The organism is Pseudomonas sp. NPDC086566, assembly GCF_050280885.1.
In the GTDB taxonomy this organism is placed as follows: Bacteria; Pseudomonadota; Gammaproteobacteria; order Pseudomonadales; family Pseudomonadaceae; genus Aquipseudomonas; species Aquipseudomonas vlassakiae.
On sequence record NZ_JBNNWD010000006.1, the window covers coordinates 16,387 to 37,844 of the forward strand.

Annotated in this window: 18 protein-coding genes; 9 read left to right on the top strand and 9 right to left on the bottom strand. The window is 61.8% G+C overall.

All coding sequences use genetic code 11. The features are described 5' to 3' along the window. Positions 1-49: 49 nt before the first annotated feature. Entirely contained in the window at positions 50-2,314 is a 2,265-nt protein-coding gene (locus ACQKPS_RS14930) for a putative bifunctional diguanylate cyclase/phosphodiesterase (RefSeq protein ID WP_427604655.1), read from the top strand. Here ACQKPS_RS14930 and ACQKPS_RS14935 read toward each other — a convergent pair. Then, positions 2,214-3,101 (bottom strand): NAD(P)-dependent oxidoreductase, encoded by an 888-nt coding sequence (locus tag ACQKPS_RS14935; protein ID WP_254481146.1) that lies wholly within the window; start codon positions 3,099-3,101, stop codon positions 2,214-2,216. The genes ACQKPS_RS14930 and ACQKPS_RS14935 overlap by 101 nt on opposite strands. A gap of 339 nt (positions 3,102-3,440) precedes the next feature. Here ACQKPS_RS14935 and ACQKPS_RS14940 point away from each other — a divergent pair, with 339 nt between their 5' ends. Beyond that, positions 3,441-5,483 (top strand): hypothetical protein, encoded by a 2,043-nt coding sequence (locus ACQKPS_RS14940; protein WP_427604963.1) that lies wholly within the window; start codon positions 3,441-3,443, stop codon positions 5,481-5,483. 160 nt (positions 5,484-5,643) lie between these two features. Here ACQKPS_RS14940 and ACQKPS_RS14945 read toward each other — a convergent pair whose 3' ends face one another. Continuing rightward, the gene (locus tag ACQKPS_RS14945; protein ID WP_254481148.1) at positions 5,644-5,949 is read right to left on the bottom strand and encodes a DUF2288 domain-containing protein; all 306 of its coding nucleotides are present in this window, start codon (positions 5,947-5,949) and stop codon (positions 5,644-5,646) included. 360 nt (positions 5,950-6,309) lie between these two features. On the opposite strand from ACQKPS_RS14945, the gene ACQKPS_RS14950 reads away from it, so the two are divergent. The 5 genes from ACQKPS_RS14950 (at position 6,310) to ACQKPS_RS14970 (ending at position 11,253) form a co-directional block, all read left to right on the top strand. After that, on the top strand, positions 6,310-7,425 hold the full coding sequence (locus ACQKPS_RS14950) for a branched-chain amino acid ABC transporter substrate-binding protein (RefSeq protein WP_254481149.1): 1,116 nt from the start codon (positions 6,310-6,312) through the stop codon (positions 7,423-7,425). Positions 7,426-7,610: 185 nt separating this feature from the next. Then, entirely contained in the window at positions 7,611-8,534 is a 924-nt protein-coding gene (gene livH / locus ACQKPS_RS14955) for a high-affinity branched-chain amino acid ABC transporter permease LivH (RefSeq protein WP_054886946.1), read from the top strand. Further along, positions 8,531-9,787: a high-affinity branched-chain amino acid ABC transporter permease LivM gene (locus ACQKPS_RS14960; RefSeq protein ID WP_054886947.1), complete on the top strand. Its 1,257-nt coding sequence runs from the start codon at positions 8,531-8,533 to the stop codon at positions 9,785-9,787. The genes livH and ACQKPS_RS14960 overlap by 4 nt, the downstream gene beginning before the upstream one ends. Next, positions 9,784-10,551, top strand: coding sequence for a high-affinity branched-chain amino acid ABC transporter ATP-binding protein LivG (gene livG, locus ACQKPS_RS14965; protein WP_254481151.1), 768 nt, complete (start codon positions 9,784-9,786; stop codon positions 10,549-10,551). Before ACQKPS_RS14960 ends, livG begins: the two co-directional genes overlap by 4 nt. Beyond that, a complete protein-coding gene (locus ACQKPS_RS14970) occupies positions 10,552-11,253 on the top strand; it encodes an ABC transporter ATP-binding protein (RefSeq protein WP_003254879.1) in 702 nt (233 codons plus the stop codon). Between the two features lie 109 nt (positions 11,254-11,362). Here the strand turns inward: ACQKPS_RS14970 and ACQKPS_RS14975 are convergent, their stop codons facing one another. Together ACQKPS_RS14975 and ACQKPS_RS14980 are read right to left on the bottom strand one after the other, a co-directional pair. Beyond that, the gene (locus ACQKPS_RS14975) at positions 11,363-12,346 is read right to left on the bottom strand and encodes a hypothetical protein (RefSeq protein ID WP_427604658.1); all 984 of its coding nucleotides are present in this window, start codon (positions 12,344-12,346) and stop codon (positions 11,363-11,365) included. A gap of 6 nt (positions 12,347-12,352) precedes the next feature. Continuing rightward, complete coding sequence (locus tag ACQKPS_RS14980; RefSeq protein ID WP_427604660.1) at positions 12,353-12,658, bottom strand: hypothetical protein; 306 nt, start codon at positions 12,656-12,658, stop codon at positions 12,353-12,355. Between the two features lie 282 nt (positions 12,659-12,940). Between ACQKPS_RS14980 and ACQKPS_RS14985 the strand changes: the two genes are divergently transcribed. Together ACQKPS_RS14985 and ACQKPS_RS14990 are read left to right on the top strand one after the other, a co-directional pair. Beyond that, complete coding sequence (locus ACQKPS_RS14985) at positions 12,941-13,615, top strand: COG3650 family protein (RefSeq protein ID WP_427604662.1); 675 nt, start codon at positions 12,941-12,943, stop codon at positions 13,613-13,615. 103 nt (positions 13,616-13,718) lie between these two features. Continuing rightward, positions 13,719-15,326 (top strand): NAD(P)/FAD-dependent oxidoreductase, encoded by a 1,608-nt coding sequence (locus ACQKPS_RS14990; protein ID WP_254481153.1) that lies wholly within the window; start codon positions 13,719-13,721, stop codon positions 15,324-15,326. A gap of 105 nt (positions 15,327-15,431) precedes the next feature. Here the strand turns inward: ACQKPS_RS14990 and ACQKPS_RS14995 are convergent, their stop codons facing one another. The 5 genes from ACQKPS_RS14995 to ACQKPS_RS15015 form a co-directional block, all read right to left on the bottom strand. Then, on the bottom strand, positions 15,432-15,896 hold the full coding sequence (locus ACQKPS_RS14995) for a glycine zipper 2TM domain-containing protein (RefSeq protein ID WP_009684613.1): 465 nt from the start codon (positions 15,894-15,896) through the stop codon (positions 15,432-15,434). A gap of 222 nt (positions 15,897-16,118) precedes the next feature. Continuing rightward, entirely contained in the window at positions 16,119-16,766 is a 648-nt protein-coding gene (pdxH, locus tag ACQKPS_RS15000) for a pyridoxamine 5'-phosphate oxidase (protein WP_427604665.1), read from the bottom strand. A gap of 19 nt (positions 16,767-16,785) precedes the next feature. Beyond that, the gene (locus tag ACQKPS_RS15005; protein ID WP_427604667.1) at positions 16,786-17,763 is read right to left on the bottom strand and encodes an OmpA family protein; all 978 of its coding nucleotides are present in this window, start codon (positions 17,761-17,763) and stop codon (positions 16,786-16,788) included. Between the two features lie 99 nt (positions 17,764-17,862). Beyond that, complete coding sequence (locus ACQKPS_RS15010) at positions 17,863-19,008, bottom strand: serine hydrolase domain-containing protein (protein WP_427604669.1); 1,146 nt, start codon at positions 19,006-19,008, stop codon at positions 17,863-17,865. Positions 19,009-19,152: 144 nt separating this feature from the next. Next, on the bottom strand, positions 19,153-21,390 hold the full coding sequence (locus tag ACQKPS_RS15015; RefSeq protein WP_427604671.1) for a beta-galactosidase: 2,238 nt from the start codon (positions 21,388-21,390) through the stop codon (positions 19,153-19,155). Positions 21,391-21,458: the final 68 nt, after the last annotated feature.

Here is a 21,458-nt window from a genome sequence, read left to right on the forward strand (position 1 = left end):
CCACGGCGCTTGAACGGAGACGAGTGAAAACTCGAGCGAAGGGCAAGCAATGGAATGGCTGGGGCTGCAACTGTTCACCGAACTGCCGGCAACCGGGCGCATCGTCATTGACTGCCGCCATGAACCGCTGCTGATTCTGATTGCCTTCGCCGTGGCCAGCGCGGCCTGCTTTGCCACCCTCGACATGGCCGAGCGCCAATCCCAAAGCGAACAGCGCGCCGCGCAGCGGCAGTGGCGCATGCTCGGTGCCTGCTGCCTGGCTGGCGGCATCTGGGCCATGCACTTCATCAGCATGCTGGCCTTCCAGGCCCCGCTGGAAATGCACTACGACGTTTCGCTGACCGGCCTGTCACTGCTGATCGCCCTGGTAGTAGCGTGGTTGGCAATGACCAGCCTCGACCGCAGCAACATGCGCCTGCATCACTACCTGCAAAGTGCCTTGCTCATCGGCCTGGGCATCATCCTCATGCATTTCGTTGGCATGGCCGCGCTACAGACCGGCGCCCGGCAGTACTACCAGACCCAGCTGCTGCTGAGCAGCGCCGCCATCGCCCTGCTCACCAGCCTTGCCGCCTTGCTGCTGGCCCGTTACTTCCGCAAAGGCAGCGGCAATCTGCACCAGACCCTGAAGTATGGCGCCAGTTTGCTGATGGCCGGCGGCATCGTTGCTACCCATTTCACCGCCATGGCCGCCATGACCCTGGTCATCCCCGCCTCCACCGCCCTGAGCCTGCCAACGACCGACAACAGCCTGCAGCTGGGGCTGACCGTAGCCTTCATCACCTTACTGATCAGTGGCAGCAGCATCAGTGCCGCACTGGCCGACAAGAAGCTGCAGAGCAAGGAAGACGACCTGCGCCGTTATGGTGTGCTGCTCAGCCAGTTGGACCAGGCCCGCGAATCCTTGCAACAGGCCGCCCATTACGACGCCCTGACCAACCTGGTCAACCACCGTGGTTTCAACCAGATTTTTGCCGAACGCCTGGCCGCACAGAATCCCGGCGAACACCGCCTGGCAGTGATGTTCCTCGACATCGACCACTTCAAGCGCATCAACGACAGTCTCGGCCACGATGCCGGCGACGAACTGCTCAAAGTGATCGCCAACCACATCAAGGCAGCCACCCGCAGCCACGACCTGGTCGCCCGCTTCGGCGGTGACGAATTCTGCGTGGTCACCTCGCTCAACAACCGTGACGAGGCACGCCACCTCGCACAGCGCATCATGCAACGGATGAAGGACCCTATTGATCTGGGCGGCCGGCGCATGGTCATGACCACCAGCATTGGCATCAGCATCTACCCCGATGACGGCCTGAACGCCGAGGAACTGCTCAAGCATGCCGACCTGGCTCTGTATCAATCCAAGGGCAGCGGCCGCAACAGCCTGCACTTTTTCAACAGCAGCCTGAAAAACCGTGCCAGCCTGGCCTTGCAGCTGGAAGAGGAACTGCGCATTGCCCTGCTCGAAGAACGAGGGTTGTGCCTGCACTACCAACCCATATTCGACGTGCGCACCGGCCAGGTGGCCAAGCTAGAAGCGCTGGTACGCTGGCAGCACCCGCTGCACGGGCTGATGGGGCCTGACCGGTTCATCAGCATTGCCGAAGCCAACGGCCTGATGGTCGACCTCGACCTGTGGGTGCTGCGTCACGCCTGCCAGGACCTGGCCCGGCTTCAGCAGCATGGTTTTACCAGCCTCCAGCTCACGGTCAATTGCTCGGCAGTGACTCTGGGCCATGAAACCCTGCCTGATGAAGTGGAAGTGGCGCTGTACCAGGCGGGCCTGGCGCCTCGCCATCTTGAGCTGGAGGTCACCGAGCATGCCTTGATGGGCGACATCGAGCACACCGTCAGCCTGCTCAAGCGCATTCGCGACCAGGGAGTAGGCCTGTCGATCGATGATTTCGGCACCGGCTATTCGTCGCTGGCCTACCTCAAGCGCCTGCCTCTGGACGTGCTGAAGATCGACCGCTCGTTCCTGCAGGATGTGCCCGGCAGCCAGAAGGATCGCGAGATCATCCAGGCGATCATCGCCATGGCCCACACCCTGCACCTGGAGGTGGTCAGTGAAGGCGTGGAAACCGTCGAGCAGCACGAATTCCTGGCCAGCAATGGCTGCGACTATCTGCAGGGTTTCCTGCTCAGCCGCCCGCTACCGCTGAGCGAGTTACGCTCGCTGCTCGATCAGCTCGACCGCCAGGACGCTGTATTCAGGCCTTGTTGCGATACAGCTCTACCAGGGTCGCCGGATCTTTTTGCAGAAAGCCCTGGCTACCGTGCAGGCGCATCAACTGCGCGGCAAGGCCACTGAGCGGCGTTGCCGTGCCCTGCTCGCGGGAGAGCTTGACGGCTCCGTCCAAGTCCTTGAGCAAAGTGCGCACATGCCACTTGACCGGTTCGAAACGGCTTTCGGCCATCTGCGGTGCCAGGATCTGCAGCGGCTTCGAATCGGCAAAGCCACCGGCAAGGGCTTCGGCGATCAGCGTGGCGTCAACACCTGACTGTTCGGCCAACGCCACCACCTCGGCAATCACCAGCGCATTGCAGGCCACGATCATCTGATTGCAGGCCTTGGTCACTTGCCCCGCACCCACACCGCCCATGTGCGTCACCCGCTGGCCGAGCACCTGCAGAACCGGGCGGGCCCGCTGCAGATCCGTGGCCTCACCCCCCACCATGATCGCCAAGGTACCCGCCTCGGCCCCTGGCGTACCACCCGACACGGGGGCATCCAGCCAGGCCATGCCGCACAGCGCAGCCAGTTCGGCAGCCATTTCCCGCGTGGCAGTCGGCTCCAGGCTGGACAAGTCCACCAACAACTGGCCGCTGCGCCCGCCCTCGGCGATGCCTTGCTCGCCAAACACAACCTCGCGTACCACCGCCGTGTCGGCCAGGCACAGCAACACCATGTCGCTGTCACGGCTCAGCTCGGCCGGGCTGGCCGCAAGCCGCGCACCGGCGGCCACCAACGTGGCGCATTTGTCCGGGCTGCGGTTCCACACCGTCAGCGGATAACCCGCCGCCAACAGGCGCTGGCACATCGGCAGGCCCATCAGGCCAATCCCGGCGAATCCCAACGAAGGCAGTGCAGTACTCATGAACGACTCCAGGCAGAAGATTAAAGAAGCGCGACAAACGGGCGATGCAATGCCAGCTCGACTGAAAATTCCTTAAAACAAGTAAGGGAAACCCCTATCGCATCCGCAAATGGCGCACTGATAGAGTCGCGGCGTTTTGCGTGATGGCCATATGGCATAACCCTCTGATAATCACTTACACCAGGCAAATGGCGCACTATGACCTCTACGAACACTTCTGCCAATGCGGTCCCCGAGTCTTCGGCTCTTCCCCACCTACCGACCGCCAGTGGTGTTCGTGACACGCTGCCGGCACGCAGCTCTCCGGCACAGCAGTACCTGTACTTCACCGAGCAGGACATGCAGCGGATCCTCGACAACCTCGACGGCCTGCGTGACCTGGTGTTTCCCGGAAACCAGCACATCGAAGACGGCAACCCACCGCGCCTGGAGCAGCAGTTTCCGTCGGTCTGCCTGATCGGCCTCGGCCGTTGCGGCTCGAACATCGCCCTGGACGTGGCGGAACTGGTCTACAACGCCCGTACCTTCTTCCTCAACGAGTTCAACAATGAAGACCGCATGAAAGGCGAGCCGGGCTACAGCCCGGCACGCTGGATCCGCCAGAACCTGCGACTGGTGCAGAACAAGGGCGTCAAGCCGGTGTTCCTGGTCGAACCGCTGGTGATGCTGGGCGACCTGGACAAAGACATCGCCGGGCGTATCCGCTTCTCGCGCAAGGGCGAGCGTGGCGAGTTCCTGCGCGACTACAGCAAGATGAAGATCATGGACCTGTCCGAGGTACATGCTGGCGGTGCAGGCAACGCCCCGATCCTTGGCCAGTACCTGGCCAAGATCATCCTCAACAAGGACACCCAGCGCTTCTCCAGCGCCGACTGGAAGCTGATTCATTCGTACCTGATCGACTCCTGCGGCATCAAGGCCAACCAGTCGCGGCTGTACTTCTACATCTTCAGTGCCGGTGGCGGTACCGGTTCAGGCATGGCCTCGGAGTTCGGCCTAGCCCAGCAGTACTCGTACATGAACAAGACCTTCGATACCAAGCCTGCCGACGAGAACGACGGCAAGAGCGGCCACTCGTTCGTCTTCGAACCGATCTTCACCAGCGGCATCTGCGTGCTGCCCAATGCTACCGACCATCGCAGCGAGATGTCCGAGGCCCTGCACATCAACGCCGGCCGGCTGTTGTGCAAATACCTCTCGGAAGAATGGGACTTCTCGTACAACTTCGATGACGAAGACAGCAGCGAGGCCAGCGTGATGGGGCGTATCCGCCCGTGGAACGCGATGATGCTGATCTCCAACGACATCATGCGCTACGCCGAAGAAAGCGATGACGGCACCATTCACAACATCGACGTCAACGCCATGGAGAAGCACGCCAACCAGTACATCTCCCAGCAGATCTTCAACATCCTCACCGCCCAGGCGGTGACCACCGACTACGACCAGAACTACTTCCGCCGCGCCGGCATCGACATTGGCGAAACCATCCGCCTGGACGCCAACGACCTGTTCATGAGCCTGGCCGGCCCGGTGGCGATTGCCTATGCCGAATCGGTGGTGCCGGAAGTGCCCGCGCAAGGCACGGACAAGTTCAAGGTGTTCGAGCGCGAAAGCCCGCGCCTGGATATCGACGACCTGTTCTTGCGCTCCATCGACCTGCCGCACTTCAACAAGCAGACCCAGGCCATCGAAGGCATCAGCCTGCTGCCGATCGAGTCGCGCCGCTACCGCGCGGCCCTGGAGCAATACCAGGCCTCCGGTTACGACGCCGCCGCGCTGCATGACCTGCACTTCTTCAAGAACTGCTCGTCAGTGGTGTCGATCGTCTCGCTGCCCAAGGACTACAAGTTGTCGTACATGGACCTGAACCGGCTCAAGACGCACCTTAACAGCCTGTTCCCCAACACCACGCTCAAGCGTTACGCCCTGGTGATCGGCGCCTCTGCCAACCTGTCGCTGACCACCCTGATCGCCAAGAGCCCGTGCCTGTCGGACGATTTCCTGACCCTGATCGTGGCCTTCATCAAGCGCTGCTTCGCCCGCGCCCCATACCGCTTCGATGACACGCTGGACAACGCCATCCTCGAGTTCATCACCAGCGAGCACTTCGAGGAGGCGCGGATCGACGACCTGCTCAGCGAGTTCGAAAACCCGGCGAAGATCCTCGATACCAACTGGTACGCAATCAAGCCGATGTACGAGAAGAAGTACCGCGAACTGATCAACGACAAGAGCCGCTTCGTGTCGATCAACGATATTCGCCTGTCGCGCGAATGCGTAAAGAAGGCGGTGAAGTACCTGCGTGAGATCTACCGTCACCGTATCGGCAAGACCCGGGTGATTTCGCTGAACAACCATACCGGCCGGGTCGACTACTGACCCGCATGGGGCTGCTTCGCAGCCCCGATTACGCATCCCGTAAACTGTTACCGCAGCGGCGAATCAGCCCCCCACTGTTACCAACTTCCACCTTACGTGAGCGTCAACAAGCACCAGCCTGGGGCGGCTGCGTAATTTTACGCACTAAAAAAGCGCGTCGTTATTCCGCTTGCTTTGCCTGGATGACGATGAACGGCGAAACCACCACCGCCCAGATCTCTGGATCGCGGCTTTGCAGGTCGAGTGCCTGCTCGGCGCTAACCGGCCCGACAGTGCCATCACTGCGCCACTTGGCGAAGATCTCGCTGCGATTCTCGGCCATTGCCGCCGCAACCTCGATCAGGTCAAGGCTGGGGTCGACCCAAATCAGGTCACCCTTGGCCCAGAAACGCTCCAAAGCCTTCCACTCGATTGTCGCCGTCTCGCCGAGCAATTTGGCATAGAGGGTGCTTGTTTGATCAGTCATGGGTTTGTACCCGCAAATTCGGCCAATGAAAAAAGGCCGGCATTTTTGCAGAAAAACCCGGTTTCAAATATGTAATTTGGTCGATTGGCCCCGAAGTTGTGGGGTGGGGCCGCGGATGCAGGCAAAGTGATGGCGCTTTTCTGTATCTTTGTGTCGATCATGCGACAACCCGCGAACCAGGCACTTTTTGCCCGCTTTTCAAGCGCGCGAACAGCGCTCTACACTGTACCGGTACAGTTCCGGGACATGTTCCGGGGGAAGGTGGGCATGCAGTATGGCGTGGCCATGCCGCATATCCCGCCCGGTCTGTAGCCCTGGCCGCCAGGACTATAAGAATTACAACAGAATGAGTGGAGCACTATGATCAAGATTTCCAAGCTGTTCGCCGCAATGGTACTGGCCGGGGTTGCCAGCCATTCGTTTGCCGCCGATACCATCAAGATCGGGATCGCGGGCCCCAAGACCGGCCCTGTGACCCAGTACGGCGACATGCAGTTCATCGGCGCCAAGCAAGCCATCAAGGATATCAACGCCAAGGGCGGCGTCGATGGCAAGCTGCTCGAAGCCAAGGAATACGACGATGCCTGCGACCCTAAACAGGCCGTGGCAGTCGCCAACAAAGTGGTCAACGACGGCGTCAAGTTCGTCATCGGCCACCTGTGCTCCAGCTCCACCCAGCCAGCGTCCGACATTTACGAAGACGAAGGCGTGATCATGATCACCCCGGCCGCCACCTCGCCGGAAATCACCGCCCGTGGCTACAAGCTGATCTTCCGCACCATCGGCCTGGACAGCGCCCAGGGCCCGGCTGCCGGCAACTACATCGCCGACCACGTCAAGCCGAAGGTCGTCGCCGTGCTGCATGACAAGCAGCAATACGGTGAAGGCATCGCCACCGCGGTCAAGCAGACCTTGGAAAAGAAAGGCACCAAGGTTGCCGTCTTCGAAGGCCTGAACGCGGGTGACAAGGACTTCTCCTCGATCATCCAGAAGCTCAAGCAGAACAACGTCGACTTCGTCTACTACGGCGGCTACCACCCAGAGCTGGGCCTGATCCTGCGCCAAGCCCAGGAAAAGGGCCTGAAAGCCAAGTTCATGGGCCCGGAAGGCGTGGGTAACGACTCCATCTCGCAGATCGCTCAGAACGCCTCCGAAGGCCTGCTGGTGACCCTGCCGAAGTCGTTCGACACCGACCCAGAGAACAAGGCCATCGTCGACGCCATCAAGGCTGACGGCAAGGACCCGAGCGGCCCGTTCGTGTTCCCGGCCTACTCGGCTGTCGAGCTGATCGCCAAAGGTATCGAAGCAGCCAAGTCCGAAGACACCGACAAGGTGGCAGCCGCCATCCACGCCGGCAAGTTCAAGACCCCGACCGGCGAACTGTCCTACGACGAGAAAGGCGACCTGAAAGACTTCAAGTTCGTGGTCTACGAATGGCACTTCGGCAAGCCGAAGACCGAAGTCTCCCCTCAGTAACTGCGTGACTAATAGCTGACCTACGAGCCCACTGTGCGAGCAGTGGGCTTTGTTTTATGAGGTTCATGGGCCTGATCCCCGCGATCCGGGGGCCGACCCACCTGAAAATCTTAAAACCGTCACCCGCGGTTTCCTGGCCTTACCCCCGCCAGCGAAATGCAAATCAGGTTTTTAGGAGCGCTGTAATGCCTGAGATCTACCATTTCTTCCAACAACTGGTTAATGGATTGACCATCGGCAGCACCTATGCCTTGATCGCCATCGGCTACACGATGGTGTACGGCATCATCGGCATGATCAACTTCGCCCACGGCGAGGTGTACATGATCGGTTCCTACGTGGCCTTCATCGCCCTGGCGGGCCTGGCCATGATGGGTATCCATTCGCTGCCGATCCTGATGACCGTCGCCTTCGTCGCGACGATCTGCGTCACCAGTGCCTACGGCTACAGCATCGAACGGGTTGCCTACCGCCCCCTGCGCAACAGCAACCGCCTGATCCCGCTGATTTCTGCCATCGGCATGTCGATCTTCCTGCAGAACACGGTCTTGCTTTCGCAAGACTCGAAGGACAAATCCATTCCCAACCTGATCCCCGGGAGCATTTCCTTCGGGCCGGGCGGCGCGGAGGAGGTCCTGGTTTCCTACATGCAGATCCTGGTGTTCGTGGTCACCCTGGTGGCCATGACCTGCCTCACGCTGTTCATCTCTCGTTCCCGCCTGGGCCGCGCCTGCCGCGCCTGTGCCGAGGACATCAAGATGGCCAACCTGCTGGGCATCAACACCAACAACATCATCGCCCTGACCTTCGTCATCGGTGCCGCCCTGGCGGCCGTGGCGGCCGTGCTGCTGAGCATGCAGTACGGTGTGATCAACCCCAACGCCGGTTTCCTGGTGGGCCTGAAGGCCTTCACCGCGGCGGTACTGGGCGGCATCGGCAGCATTCCGGGCGCCATGCTCGGCGGGCTGGTGCTGGGCGTGGCCGAAGCCTTCGGCGCCGACATTTTCGGCGACCAGTACAAGGACGTGGTGGCATTCGGCTTGTTGGTTCTTGTCCTGCTGTTCCGGCCGACCGGCATCCTGGGCCGCCCGGAGGTTGAAAAAGTATGAACAGAAATCTCAAACAGGCGTTCTTCAGCGCCTTGCTGGTATGGGCCGTGGCATTCCCGGTGCTGGGCCTGAAACTGAGCATCGACGGCATCAGCCTGGCGGTGCACAGCCAAGGGTCGTTCACCATCAGCATCATCGCCGTGTGTTCGGTGCTGATGTTCCTGCGCGTGCTGTTCGACAGGCAGTGGAACTCGGTGATGGGCCGTCGCTCGGACCGCAAGCTGATCCCGCCAGCCGTCAGCAACTACCTGACCCTGCCGAAAACCCAGCGCTATGTGATCATGGGCCTGATCGTCGCGGCCCTGGTATGGCCGTTCTTCGGCTCGCGCGGGGCGGTCGACATCGCCACGCTGATCCTGATCTACGTGCTGCTGGGCCTGGGCCTGAACATCGTGGTCGGCCTGGCCGGCCTGCTGGACCTGGGCTACGTCGGCTTCTACGCCGTCGGCGCCTACAGCTACGCGATGCTCTCGCACTACCTGGGCTGGAGTTTCTGGGTCTGCCTGCCGATTGCCGGCCTCATGGCCGCCACCTTCGGCTTCCTGCTCGGCTTCCCGGTGCTGCGCCTGCGCGGTGACTACCTGGCGATCGTGACCCTCGGCTTCGGCGAGATCATCCGCCTGTTCCTGCGTAACCTCACCGACTGGACCGGCGGCCCCAACGGCATCAGCAACATCCCCAAGCCGGAGTTCTTCGGCCTGACCTTCGAGCGCAAGGCCGCCGAGGGGATGCAGACCTTCCACGAGTTCTTCGGGCTGGAATACAACTCGATCAACAAGGTCATCTTCCTCTACCTGGTCGCCCTGCTGCTGGCGCTGCTGGCACTGTTCGTGATCAACCGCCTGCTGCGCATGCCGATCGGCCGTGCCTGGGAAGCACTGCGCGAAGACGAGATCGCCTGCCGTGCGCTGGGCCTGAACCCCACTGTGATCAAGCTCTCGGCGTTCACCCTGGGCGCCTGCTTCGCCGGTTTCGCCGGCAGCTTCTTCGCTGCGCGCCAGGGCCTGGTGACGCCGGAGTCGTTCACCTTCATCGAGTCGGCGATCATCCTCGCCATCGTCGTGCTCGGCGGCATGGGCTCACAACTGGGCGTGATTCTCGCGGCCATCGTGATGATTTTGCTGCCGGAGCTGATGCGTGAGTTCAGCGAATACCGGATGCTGATGTTCGGTGCGCTGATGGTGTTGATGATGATCTGGCGTCCGCAAGGCCTGCTGCCTATGCAACGTCCCCACATGGAGCTGCGTCGATGAGCCGCGAAATTCTGCAAGTCAGCGGCCTGAGCATGCGCTTCGGCGGCTTGTTGGCGGTCAACGGCGTGGGCCTGACCGTCAAGGAAAAACAAGTGGTGGCGCTGATCGGCCCGAACGGTGCCGGCAAGACCACGGTGTTCAACTGCCTGACCGGCTTCTACAAGCCCAGCGGCGGTACCATCCTGCTCGACGGCCAGCCGATCCAGGGCCTGGCCGGCCACCAGATCGCCCGCAAGGGCGTGGTGCGGACCTTCCAGAACGTGCGCCTGTTCAAGGAAATGACCGCGCTGGAAAACCTGCTGATCGCCCAGCACCGTCACCTCAACACCAACTTCTTCGCCGGCCTGTTCAAGACCCCGAGCTTCCGCCGCAGCGAGAAGGAGGCCATGGAGCGCGCCCAGTACTGGCTGGACAAGGTCAACCTGACCGAGTTCGCCAACCGTACCGCCGGCACCCTCGCCTACGGCCAGCAACGCCGCCTGGAAATCGCCCGCTGCATGATGACCCAGCCACGGATCATCATGCTCGACGAACCCGCTGCGGGCCTGAACCCGAAGGAAACCGAAGACCTCAAGGCACTGATCGCCTACCTGCGTGAGTCGCACAACGTCACCGTGCTGCTGATCGAGCACGACATGAAGCTGGTGATGAGCATTTCCGACCACATCGTCGTGATCAACCAGGGCACGCCCCTGGCCCATGGCACACCGCAGGAGATCCGCGACAACCCTGATGTGATCAAAGCCTACCTGGGGGAAGCGTAAATGCTGAAGTTCGAGAACGTTTCCACCTTCTACGGCAAGATCCAGGCGCTGCACAGCGTCAACGTTGAGATCAACCAGGGCGAGATCGTCACCCTGATCGGTGCCAACGGTGCCGGCAAGTCGACCTTGCTGATGACCCTGTGCGGCTCGCCGCAGGCGCACAGCGGCAGCATCAAGTACCTCGGGGAGGAGCTGGTCGGCCAGCCGTCTTCGCACATCATGCGCAAGAGCATCGCGGTGGTGCCGGAAGGCCGCCGCGTGTTCGCCCGCCTGACCGTCGAGGAAAACCTGGCCATGGGCGGTTTCTTCACCGACAAGGGCGACTACCAGGAGCAGCTGGACAAAGTCCTGCAGCTGTTCCCGCGCCTGAAGGAGCGTTACATCCAGCGCGGCGGCACCATGTCCGGTGGCGAGCAGCAAATGCTGGCCATCGGCCGGGCGCTGATGAGCAAGCCCAAGCTGTTGCTGCTCGACGAGCCTTCGCTGGGCCTGGCACCGATCATCATCCAGCAGATCTTCGACATCATCGAACAGCTGCGCCGCGATGGCGTGACGGTGTTCCTGGTGGAGCAGAACGCCAACCAGGCGCTGAAGATCGCCGACCGGGCCTATGTGCTGGAGAACGGCCGGGTGGTGATGCAAGGCACAGGTGAAGCACTGCTGACCGACCCGAAAGTGCGCGACGCTTATCTGGGGGGATAAGCTTCGAGATAGCTGACCGCGTCTCCAAGGCGCCCGGTTACGTAACCTGACACCTCAATGCTCCAAGGTAAATGACAAAGAGCATTGAGGTCGTCGGTCTTGAAGCACGCTAATCAAGTTGCGCGGCAAAGCCCATCAGAGACTGTATCTCGTCATTAAGGCCGCTATCGCCAGAAATCAGGATTTTCTGCATTGAATCGACCTGCAGACTCTGCAGAAAAGTGAATGTATCTCCAAACGGCGCGCGTATCATCCAGCCCTGCTCAGCAAAGGTGGGGTCCAGTACCCCTTTGGCATCATACCGGGCCAGCAATACATGTCGCTGATAGCCTGAATCCCGCGTTACTGCGCCTCCCGCCACGATGAGCTTGCCATCTGCCATTTCCGCAATCCCTCCCCAAAGGAAGTCGATCTCGACACCAGGCAATTCAAAAAGCAACGGCTTACCGCTATTGAAAGTCGGTTCTGGTCGGCCAGATGAATCTATACGTACCACTAATCCGAAGTAGCGCCATGGATTACGTGCTGTAAGGTAACCACACGCGACATACCCATCGTCCTTCAGGATTGCCACGTGACCAAGTTCCATTTGAAACAGTTCGGGCAACGGAATACCTGCGGCTTCAGAATCGAAAATTGAGTAACCTTTCTCGCCGAATTGCTCGTCCAATGCACCATCGGCCTTGTATCGACAGAAAAAGCCGCGCATCCCAACCAATCTGTCACCCAATGTGCCTGCTACCACAGCGCCCCCATCTTCAGCGCTGACAACTGCCGGAGCATCTGTGGCCAAAGTCGGATGTCGGACGCTGACAATGCCAGAGCCATTGAATCCGCTATCCAGCGCGCCATCCGCCAAACACCGCAACAATGAGAAGTCACCCGAAAAGCGGCTACCCAGAGTCACGTAAAATTTGCCGTCCTTGGCCGGTGTCAAGGCAGCCGGCAACGCCGGAGAAGCCGCCCGCTGAAGGCCTTTTTCGTCACTGTCAGCCTCCCCAGCGCTTGCACTTGATTTATCAACTTTATGAAAAACCGTGCCGGCTTGACCAAACGACACGTCGACATCGCCATTGGCCTTGAAACGAGCCAACCCCAACTACGACGCATTGTACAAGCCAGCGATCACGCCGCCGTCTGGTTGAGGTACCAATCCCGCACTGGTTGGACGGGGATCTTCAAAATCAGAGACAACATGAGAGTTGAAACCTTTCAGATTAAACGTTTTATCCGCAGTACCATCATTTGTTACACGACCAACCATGATCCTTTTCTCTGCTCCATCCAGCAGGTAACGCTTTTCTCCAACGGGAACAATCAATGTATTTTTATTAGTGGCCTCGGGGATCGGAAAGGGTACGCGATATTCAACAGGGAAGTTGGGTACCTGTTTATTCTGATTCATTATGACCGCCCTCAAAAAGATGGAATAACCGCAACCCATGCAGAAATAGCCAGCGATTCCAAGCAGCAAGCAGCGGTTGCAATATTCTTACTAAAAGGAAGCAGCTCGACTACTGACAGAAATAACTAAAGGCCAAAAGCCATCACTTCAGCAATCTCTACTTGCCCTAGGTCGCGCAACTGGTTCATGTGGGATCTGACCAGACCCAATGTCACTTGTGGAGTTCGCTTAGTCTCAGTAACGTGGCCAGCTCTTTGGCCAAGATTTCCTGGAGCCCGCCCCATGCGCATCACCCCTACCCTGCTGCTCACTGCCCTGCTGCCCCTGTTTGCCGGCTGCCAATTGCTGGCCGAGCAACCCCGTGACCCGAACATCGGTACCACGCGCATGCAGGGCGAGCTGAGCGCAGGCGGCGGCCGGCTGTTGTTCAAACCCTGCGGTGAAAGCCGCCACTTCGTGATCAACGATGTCGCCGGTACCGGCATCCTCCAGGAATCCGCCAACCTGGCCAAGGACGCCAACGCCAAGCTGTTCGCTGACGTACGTGGCCGCCTCACCGGCGCCAAACAGGCCGACAACGATGGTCAACTGGAAGTCAGCCGCCTGTACCGCCTGGAACCTTCCACCCGCGCCTGCGACGACCCCAACTTCAAGCAGCTGACCCTGCGCGCCAATGGCCATGAACCGGACTGGGACATCAAGGCCAGCGGCAAGGGCATGGTCCTCAACCGCGTCGGCAAGGACCCTCTGCCCCTGCCGTTCCTCGAAGAAGAAGTGCCCGGCGGCGGCCTGACCCTGACCAGCGACGCCAACAGCCAGCACGTCGAACTGTGGGTCGCGCCGCAACGCTGCGTCGACAGCATGAGCGGCGCCGTGCGTCATCTGCGCGCCGAGCTGCGCATCGACGGCCAGACCCTGCGCGGCTGCGGTTACTACGGCGGTGCCCGCGACAACTGATCGCCGGGCGCTTTTATCCTGCCAGTCGGGGCGGCATACAGCTTATACTTGGCGGTTTGTGTAAAGCCGCCGGCCGCCCATGGCCGGGATACTGGACCCTGCCATGCTACGAATCACCGAACTCAAGCTGCCCCTGGACCATCCCGACGAAGCCCTGCGTGAAGCCATCGTCCAGCGCCTGGGCATCCGCGACGAGCAACTGCTCAGCTTCAACCTGTTCAAGCGCAGCTACGATGCGCGCAAGAAGAACAGCGAGCTGCTGTTCATCTACACCATCGACCTGGAAGCCAGCAACGAAGCCGAGCTGCTCAGCAAGTTCGCCGACGATCACAACATCAGCGTGGCACCCGACGTCACCTACAAGTTCGTTGGCCATGCCCCGGCCGACCTGAAGGAACGCCCGATCGTGGTTGGCTTCGGCCCTTGCGGTATCTTTGCCGGCCTGTTGCTGGCGCAGATGGGCTTCAAGCCGATCATCCTCGAGCGCGGCAAGGAAGTGCGCCAGCGCACCAAGGACACCTGGGGCCTGTGGCGCAAAAGCGTGCTCAACCCCGAGTCCAATGTGCAGTTCGGCGAAGGCGGCGCCGGGACCTTCTCCGACGGCAAGCTCTACAGCCAGATCAAGGACCCCAACCACCACGGCCGCAAGGTCCTGGAAGAGTTCGTCAAGGCCGGTGCGCCGGACGAGATCCTCTACATCAACAAACCGCACATCGGCACCTTCCGCCTGACCGGCATGGTCGAGCAGATGCGCCAGGACATGATCGCCCTGGGCGCCGAAGTACGCTTCCAGGAAAAGGTCACCGACCTGCTGATCGACAACGGTCAGCTGACCGGCGTGGTGCTCGAAAGCGGCGAGCAGCTGCACTCGCGCCATGTGGTCCTGGCCCTGGGCCACAGCGCCCGCGACACCTTCCGCATGCTGCACGCCAAGGGCGTGTACATGGAAGCCAAACCGTTCTCGGTGGGCTTCCGTATCGAACACCCACAAACGCTGATCGACAAGGCGCGCCTGGGCAAATACGCCGGTCACCCGAAACTCGGCGCCGCCGACTACAAGCTGGTGTACCACGCCAAGAATGGCCGTTCGGTATACAGCTTCTGCATGTGCCCGGGCGGCACCGTGGTGGCCGCCACCAGCGAGCCGGGCCGCGTGGTGACCAACGGCATGAGCCAGTATTCGCGTAACGAGCGCAACGCCAACTCCGGCATCGTCGTCGGCATCGACCCCGAGCGCGACTACCCGGGCGGCCCGCTGGCCGGCATCGAGTTGCAGGAGCGCCTGGAAGCCCATGCCTACGTGATGGGGGGCAGCAACTACCAGGCCCCGGCGCAGCTGGTGGGCGACTTCGTCGCTGGCAGGCCGTCCACCGCGCTGGGCAGCGTCGAGCCATCGTACAAGCCGGGGGTGACCCTGGGTGACCTGGCGCCTAGCCTGCCGGACTTCGCCATCGAGGCGATCCGCGAGGCGCTGCCGGCCTTTGACCGCCAGATCAAAGGCTACAACCTGCACGATGCCGTGCTGACCGGCATTGAAACGCGCACCTCGTCGCCACTACGCATTACCCGGGGTGCGGACTTCCAGAGCCTGAACCTGAAGGGGCTGTTCCCGGCAGGCGAAGGCGCAGGGTATGCCGGGGGGATTCTTTCGGCAGGCGTGGATGGCATCCGCATCGCCGAAGCCGTGGCTCGCGACATCCTCGGCCTTTAAAGCCACTGGCCTCTTCGCGGCGGTTCGACGCGAAGAGGCCGGAGCAGGACAACAAAAAACCCCGAACAGGCCTGGCCCGTTCGGGGTTTCTATTGGCGGCTACGATCAGTGCGAAACGCGGCTGGTACCGTCAACGGTCATGATGCGCACACGGTCACCCACACGGAAGATTTCATTCTCCTGCACGGCCTGCACATAAGCGCGCATGCTGCCATCGTCCTCACGCACGGTGATTTCCACACCCTGAGTGCGGGTCAGGCCTTCTTCGGCAGCGGAGCCTGCCAGGCCACCCGCCACCGCACCAATCACGGCAGCCACGATGCTGCCACGGCCACCGCCAACGGCGCTGCCGGCGACGCCACCAACGATGGCGCCAGCACCACCACCGATCGGCGTCTTGGTGCCTTCGATCTTGACCGGGCGCAGGGATTCGATGGTCCCCATGCGCACGGTCTGCACGCGACGGGCCTCATCACGGGAGTAGCTGTCACCGGTCAGGCTCGAAGCACAGCCACCGAGCAGCAGCGACATGGTGGTGAAAGTTGCCACCAGCAAAGCGGATTTACGCATGGGTACAGTCTCCAGAAAACAGGTGTCCATTAGACGCTACGCGTTGACAGCTGTCACGGCGCCAGCACCAAAAATAAATTTCCATTCAGCCCCTGTACAGCCTTCCAGGGAAAGCAATGGGGGCGTTACAGATCAGACAGAGGATAGCCATGGATTACTTCATCATCTGTGAAGAAGTGTTGGCTTGAGGGCCACGGGGGCTGCCTGACAGCCCCGTGGATGTCAGGGCGCCAGGCGCTCTCGCGTCCACTGCCCGTCTACCAGGCGGTAGTTCAGGCGGTCATGCAACCGGCTGGCCCGGCCCTGCCAGAACTCGATCCTCTCAGGCAGCAGACGGTAGCCCCCCCAGTGTTCCGGGCAATGTGGCTGGGTATCGGAAAAGCGCGCTTCGGTGGCCTTGACCAACCCTTCGAGCTCCTCGCGATTGGCAATCACGCGGCTCTGCGGGGATGCCCAGGCCCCCAGGCGGCTGCCCAGCGGGCGCACCTGGTAGTAGTCATCCGACTCCTTGGCCGTGACCTTTTCCACTCGACCTTCGATGCGTACCTGGCGCTCCAGCGCCGGCCAGAAGAAGGTCATGGCAGCGAACGGGTTGGCCTGCAGTTGCTGGCCCTTGGCGCTGTCATAGTTGGTGAAGAAGGTGAATCCACGGTCATCAAGGCCCTTGAGCAGCAGCACACGACAGTGCGGGCGGCCTTCGCCATCGACGGTGGCGAGTGTCAGGGCATTAGCCTCCACAGGAGGCTGCTCGGTCTTCACCGCATCGGCAAACCACTGGTGGAACAGGGCGAACGGCTCACCCGGGGCCTGGGCTTCGGCCAGGCCATCACGGGTATAGTCGCGGCGCATATCGGCCAGGGATTGGATCATGGCTGCGTTTCCTTGACGATCAGTTGGTCTTCGCAGGGCTGTTGGCAGCTACTTTCTTGTCAGTGGTAGCGGCTTTCTTGGCGGCCGGCTTGGCTGGCGCGGCTTTTTTCTTCGCGGTGGTCTTCGCTGCAGGTTTGGCAGCGGCTTTCTTCGCTGCTGGCTTGGCGACCGCTTTCTTGGTTTCAACAGGCTTGGCCGCAGGTGCCTTGGCGTCCTGCACGGCAACCATCGAAGCCGGGGTTGCAGCCGGAGCAGTCTGCTGATACTTGGCCAGCAAGGCAACCATGGTGTTCTGCGGCGTCAGCAGCATTTCCACGCGACGGTTCAGGGCGCGGCCTTCAGCGCTGTCGTTGGCGGCACGCGGCATTTCCGAGCCCATGCCCTTGAGCGACAGACGGTCACGCTGCAGGCCACTGAGGCGGAAGATCGCCGATACCGAAGCGGCACGCTCCAGGCTCAGCTTCTGATTGGCAGCGGCAACACCGCTGCTGTCGGCATGGCCAAGCACCAGCACGGCCGTCTTCGAGTCGCCTTCGACAGCCTTGGCCACGCGGGTGATCGGAGCCAGGGTCATCGGCAACAGCATGTTCGGGCGGTCCGGGTTGTAGGAGCTGTCGACCGGAATGGTCACCACCAGCACGTTATCGCGGCGCTCCAGCTCCAGCTTGCTGTCCTTGACGGCTTCACGCAGCTTTGGCTCGTACTGGTCCAACCAGGCCTGGGTAGCCTTTTCGTCGATTTTCGGCACGACCGGCCCTTTGGCCTGCTTGTCGTCACCGCCAAATGGCCACCACCAGTGGCTGGCGCTTTCAGACTTGGCGTCGGCCTTGGCGACTTTCTCGGTGACCGCCGCTTTCACTTCCTTGTCGGCAACCTTGTCCGAACCGAACGGCCACCAGTTGCTGCCGCCGTCCTTGGAGGCATCCTGAGAATGGCTGGCGCAACCGGTCATAGCGGCCAGGCACAGGGCGAGAGCTAAGGTTTTATGTGAAGACATCAGCGATACACCATGAAATTGAAAGATATTTTGCCAACGCACTTCAGGCGTTGGCATTGAGGATAGTCAAAGGGGCTGCGTAATACCCGCTTTACCCGATCAAAGGCAAGTGCCAAGCACGCGTGCCAGCTGCTGGGCTCTTGGATCCATGAGTACGTAAGGGCCGAGGGTATTGACCACGAAACCGAACGCCACGTCGTGCTCCGGGTCGGCGAAACCGACCGAGCCGCCAGCGCCTGGATGGCCGAAGGCACGGGCGCCGAGGCCGAAGGTGGCATTGGCCACATCGGGCTGGTCGAGCATGCAACCCAGGCCGAAACGGGTCTGGGTCAACAAGGTACGGTCCTGGCCCAGGCTGTGTTCGCGGGTCAGTTCGTCGAGCAGTTCGGATTCGAGCAGGCTGCCGTCGAGCAGGCCGGCATAGAAGCCCGCCAGGCTGCGTGCATTGCCATGGCCGTTGGCCGCCGGCTGCTGCATACGCCGCCACTCGGGTTTATTGGTGCTGGTCAGGATTGCCGGCGGGTTGGTGAAGGCGCGAGTCGACAGCGCCGCGGGCTCACGCATGGTCACCTGCAGCAGGCGCTGGGCTGCGGCATCACCCGCGTTGCCCTTGCCACGGGCAATGTGCGCTACGCGGTGGAACTCTTCGTCGGCCAGGCCGACATGGAAGTCCAGGCCCAGCGGCCGGGCAGTGCGAGCGACGACCGATTCACCCGGGCCGCGGCCATCGACGCGGCGGATCAGTTCGCCGATCAGCCAGCCATAGGTGATGGCGGCATAACCGTGCTCGGTGCCGGGCGTCCACCAGGGCGTTTCGGCGGCCAGGGCATCGACCATGACCTGCCAGTCATACAGGGCTTCAGCCGGCAGCAGCTCGCGGATGGCTGGCAGGCCTGCACGGTGACTGAGCAATTGACGCAGGGTGATGTTCTGCTTGCCAGCCTGGGCGAACTCCGGCCAGTAACGGGCCACCGGAGCGTCCAGGGCCAGCTTGCCCTCGCCCACCAACTGCAACGCGGTCACGGCGGTGAAGGTCTTGGTGCAGGAAAACAGGTTGGCAATGGTATCGCTGTGCCAGGCTTGCTGGCCGTCCTTGTCGGCACTGCCTGCCCACAGGTCGACCACGGTCTCGCCACCGACCTGGATGCACAGCGCAGCGCCACGCTCCTGGGGATCCTCGAACAGTGCCGCGAACGCTTCACGCACCGCTTCGAACTTCAGCTCATAGTGACCCTGGATCTGCACCCGCTGTTCTCCGTACGACCATGCTGACAAAGGCGTGCATTGTTTCAGTAGTTGGCGGTTTTGCCTACTGGGCGAAGCCGGACGGACGGTGCCGAACCTGCAGGACCGAATGTGCCAGAGGCGCTGAGCGCCCCCGGTAGACATTCAGGGGGCTTTTTTCTCCAGTTCGCTGCGCAACTGACCAACGGCCTGCAGGTTGCTCTTGCGCACCGCCTCGACGAAACCCGGGTACGCCACATCGGTGATCGCCACCAGGCCCAGGTGGCCGTTCTCACCGTCGAGCAAGCGCCCGCTGGCCGGTTGGTCGAGGTACTGGAACCAGTGCGCGCCCACGATCATCGGCTGTGCCAGGGCGGCCTTGAGGAAGTTGCCATAGGCCGGCCCGCGGTCCTCTTCCCTGGCCACTTCCACCGGCCCTGGCCAGAACGGCCCGCGGTCGCGGGAACCGAACTGGAACTCGGACACCAGCACCGGCTTGTCGAGTTCGGCCAGGCGGGCGAAGTCATAGCCATCGTCGGGCTTGAGGGTGTAGAAGTTGAAACTCAGGACATCGCAGAACTCGGCGCAGGCCTTGACCGCTTCCGGCGTGCTCACGGCATAGCGGCCGCCCAGCAGCAGGTGGTTGGGTGCATGCCACTTCAGTGCGTCGGCAATGGTCCTGAAGTAGGTCTGGGCGAACACCTGCTGGAAATACTGGTAGTCACGCTCGATCTCAGGGTGCTCGGGATTCGGCAGCGGAGCCTCGAAGCCTGGGTCTTCCATCAGCTCCCAGGCCTGCAGGTCGATCCCCCAGGCCTTGGACAGCCCCTCCTGGTTGCGGTACTTGTCGCGCAGCTGCTTGAGGAAAGCGCGTTTGGCCGGCACGTCGGTGGTCAGACGCAGTGTCCCGTAGGCCAGGCCATAGCGCGCCTTGGGGTCGTTGCCGGGCGCCGCCCAGGCCAGTTCGTTGTCGGCAAAATAGCCGATCAGCCAGGGGTCGTCACGGTGATCCCGCGCGGCGATGGCCACGGCGCGCTCCGTGGCCATGGCAAACCGTGGGTCGAACGGGTCAGGCATGCGGCCCCACCAGTCCATACCGGTGCTGATGCTGGCATAGTCACCGACGATCGACAGCGGCAAGGTGTAGGGCATGCGTTTGGCCTGGCCGATGGCCGGGTCGCTCCAGTTGCCCAAGGTATTGAAGCCCCAGGCCTGCAGCCGGTCCAGCGTGTGGGCCTGCCACCGCTCGGCATCCAGCGCCAGCGGTGGGCACTCGGGTGTGGCCTGGCCTTGCACGGCAGGCGGGCAAGGTTTGCCATAGGTGCGCTGGATATTCGCGGCATAGAAATCGAACCAGCGCCCTTGCTTGAAATTGCGCCCTTGCGACGAGGCGTTGCCATCGTCGTTGTTGCCTTCACCATAAAAGGCCGTCAGCGCGTCGCCTTCACCTGGCAGGGCCTTGAACATCCCCTCGCGGCCAGCAACGTAGGTACGCCCGCCATCGGCGGCCACGGCATTGACCCCCAGCGAATAAAACGGGTGGCCTTCCGGTGTGACCAGGTACCAGCGGCCTTCGCGCTTCTCGGTACGGAAAAAGCCCTTGGCGGCGAACGCCGGCCCGGCCAGCAAGCCCCCGTAGCTGTCCAGTTGCTGTTTCTCACGGTCAGCCAGCCAGCTCTTGAGTTGTTGCTGTTCGCGCGCGTCAGCTGCCTTTAGCTGCTCGTCACTGGCAATCTTCTCGGGCCAGTTGCCCCGGGTGGACTGGCCGTAGGCATCGATTAGCTCGTGGTAGGCCGCCTGGTAGGCCTGGTCGTCGTCCTGGATGCCAACCTTCTCGATCAGCAGGTTCTGCGCCACCTTCGGGTTGGGTATGGTCAGGCTGACGGACACCACCTGCTTGAGATCCAGTTCACCGGCACTGCTGGTCAGCAGCAACCGCTGCCCGTCATGGACCCATGGCATCGGCGGGCCGGCCCGCATGCCCTGGCTCAAAGGCGAATTGGCCGTGAGCGGAACCATGACGGTTTGCGCAGGCCCGGCAGGCAGGTCGATACGACTGGTCAGCGTGCGCCCATCACTGCCGAGCAGGATGACGTCGACGGTCAACGCCCAATCCTGGGCGCTTTGCATGCGCAAGGTGAGGTAACGCCCCGCCGACCAGTCCCACACGCCGCTCTGCGGACTCAGGCGCAAGGTCGGCCGTTCGACCGGATTGAACACCACCCGCCTGAGCACCTCGCCCTCAGCTGTCTGCTCCGCATTGTACTGCGGCATGCCGGTGCCTTCGGTCGTCACATTGACCACCGAGGCCGGGCGGACGAAGCTGAACAGCGTCTGTTGCCCGGCCAGCAAAGGCGTGCTGAACAACAGCGTGAGTAGCGCGGGCAGGGTGTGGCGGATCATAGGGCTGGGGCTCTCCTTCCAGGCCCTCATGGGCCCGCGACTGAGTAATGGACAACGGGCCGGCGCAT

Coding starts and splice junctions, on each gene's coding strand:
- ACQKPS_RS14930 (WP_427604655.1), top strand. CDS start 50: ATGGAATGGCTGGGGCTGCAACTGTTCACCGAACTGCCGGCAACCGGG.
- ACQKPS_RS14935 (WP_254481146.1), bottom strand. CDS start 3,101: ATGAGTACTGCACTGCCTTCGTTGGGATTCGCCGGGATTGGCCTGATG.
- ACQKPS_RS14940 (WP_427604963.1), top strand. CDS start 3,441: ATGCAGCGGATCCTCGACAACCTCGACGGCCTGCGTGACCTGGTGTTT.
- ACQKPS_RS14945 (WP_254481148.1), bottom strand. CDS start 5,949: ATGACTGATCAAACAAGCACCCTCTATGCCAAATTGCTCGGCGAGACG.
- ACQKPS_RS14950 (WP_254481149.1), top strand. CDS start 6,310: ATGATCAAGATTTCCAAGCTGTTCGCCGCAATGGTACTGGCCGGGGTT.
- livH (WP_054886946.1), top strand. CDS start 7,611: ATGCCTGAGATCTACCATTTCTTCCAACAACTGGTTAATGGATTGACC.
- ACQKPS_RS14960 (WP_054886947.1), top strand. CDS start 8,531: ATGAACAGAAATCTCAAACAGGCGTTCTTCAGCGCCTTGCTGGTATGG.
- livG (WP_254481151.1), top strand. CDS start 9,784: ATGAGCCGCGAAATTCTGCAAGTCAGCGGCCTGAGCATGCGCTTCGGC.
- ACQKPS_RS14970 (WP_003254879.1), top strand. CDS start 10,552: ATGCTGAAGTTCGAGAACGTTTCCACCTTCTACGGCAAGATCCAGGCG.
- ACQKPS_RS14980 (WP_427604660.1), bottom strand. CDS start 12,658: ATGAATCAGAATAAACAGGTACCCAACTTCCCTGTTGAATATCGCGTA.
- ACQKPS_RS14985 (WP_427604662.1), top strand. CDS start 12,941: ATGCGCATCACCCCTACCCTGCTGCTCACTGCCCTGCTGCCCCTGTTT.
- ACQKPS_RS14990 (WP_254481153.1), top strand. CDS start 13,719: ATGCTACGAATCACCGAACTCAAGCTGCCCCTGGACCATCCCGACGAA.
- ACQKPS_RS14995 (WP_009684613.1), bottom strand. CDS start 15,896: ATGCGTAAATCCGCTTTGCTGGTGGCAACTTTCACCACCATGTCGCTG.
- pdxH (WP_427604665.1), bottom strand. CDS start 16,766: ATGATCCAATCCCTGGCCGATATGCGCCGCGACTATACCCGTGATGGC.
- ACQKPS_RS15005 (WP_427604667.1), bottom strand. CDS start 17,763: ATGTCTTCACATAAAACCTTAGCTCTCGCCCTGTGCCTGGCCGCTATG.
- ACQKPS_RS15015 (WP_427604671.1), bottom strand. CDS start 21,390: ATGATCCGCCACACCCTGCCCGCGCTACTCACGCTGTTGTTCAGCACG.